Raw genomic sequence first — 958 nt, 5'->3', positions numbered from 1 at the left:
ACGCTTCGCAAGTGGCTGCGCCGCTACCAGGAGGCGGGAGAAGAAGGTCTTCGCTCTCAAAGCCGTCGCCCTCTGACCAGCCCGAATCGAAAGGTCTCTGACGCTGATCGGGCAACGATTCTTCGCCTGCGGGCCGAGCGCAAGGGGGCACGGCGGATTCAGAACGAATTGCGTCTGAACGAACAAAGAGAACTGTCCCTTGCGACCATTCACAAGGTCCTGTGCGAAGCGTCGGTGAAGCCGTTGGTTCGCCCCAGGAGGCCGGCACAACCGAGGCGCTACAGCCGTCCAGTTCCCGGAGACCGCGTCCAGATGGACACGATGAAGATTGCACGAGGCGTCTACCAGTACACGGCCATCGACGACTGTTCACGCTTTCGTGTGCTGGCCGTCTACCCCCGTAGAAATGCCCGAAATACGCTGTTTTTCCTTGATCGCGTCATCGAGGAGATGCCGTTTCCGATTCAACGTATCCAGACCGATCGCGGCGGTGAGTTCTTCGCTGAATCCGTGCAGCGGCGCCTGATGAACGAGTGCATTAAATTCCGGCCAATTCCACCACGCTCGCCGCACCTCAATGGCAAAGTTGAACGTTCGCAGCTTACTGACCTGGACGAGTTCTGGTTCCACCATGCCCCGACAGAGCGGGCAATCGACTTGCGAATCGAAGAGTGGCAGTTCGACTACAACTGGCGTCGGCCACACGGCTCACTCGGTGGAAGGACTCCGGTTGACCGCATTGCGGAGCTGGGTGAAATCACACCTCTCGCGGAAGCGGTGGAAGGTGCGTACGACGAGCGGAAAGAGCGAATTCGGCACCGCGAATGGCGGGTCGACAAAATCCTCGGCGAACATCATCGGCGCGCGTCGGAACCCGTGTTCCCTACGGGTGCCACGGGTTCCGACGCGCCAAAGAAACGGCCTTCAAAAAAGTGAAACGATGTCTGCGAATCGCACA

The 958-nt window shown here is 59.2% G+C and carries 1 protein-coding gene; it reads left to right on the top strand.

Features of this window, described 5'->3' with window-relative positions; genetic code table 11:
• Positions 1–936 (top strand): IS481-like element ISBcen24 family transposase (locus tag NQV17_RS37760; RefSeq protein ID WP_257776154.1); only part of this gene is annotated, 936 nt, incomplete at its 5' end.
• Positions 937–958: the final 22 nt, after the last annotated feature.

It is taken from the genome of Burkholderia sp. SCN-KJ (assembly GCF_024656005.1).
GTDB lineage: Bacteria > Pseudomonadota > Gammaproteobacteria > Burkholderiales > Burkholderiaceae > Burkholderia.
This window is presented reverse-complemented; position numbering and strand designations above follow the sequence as displayed.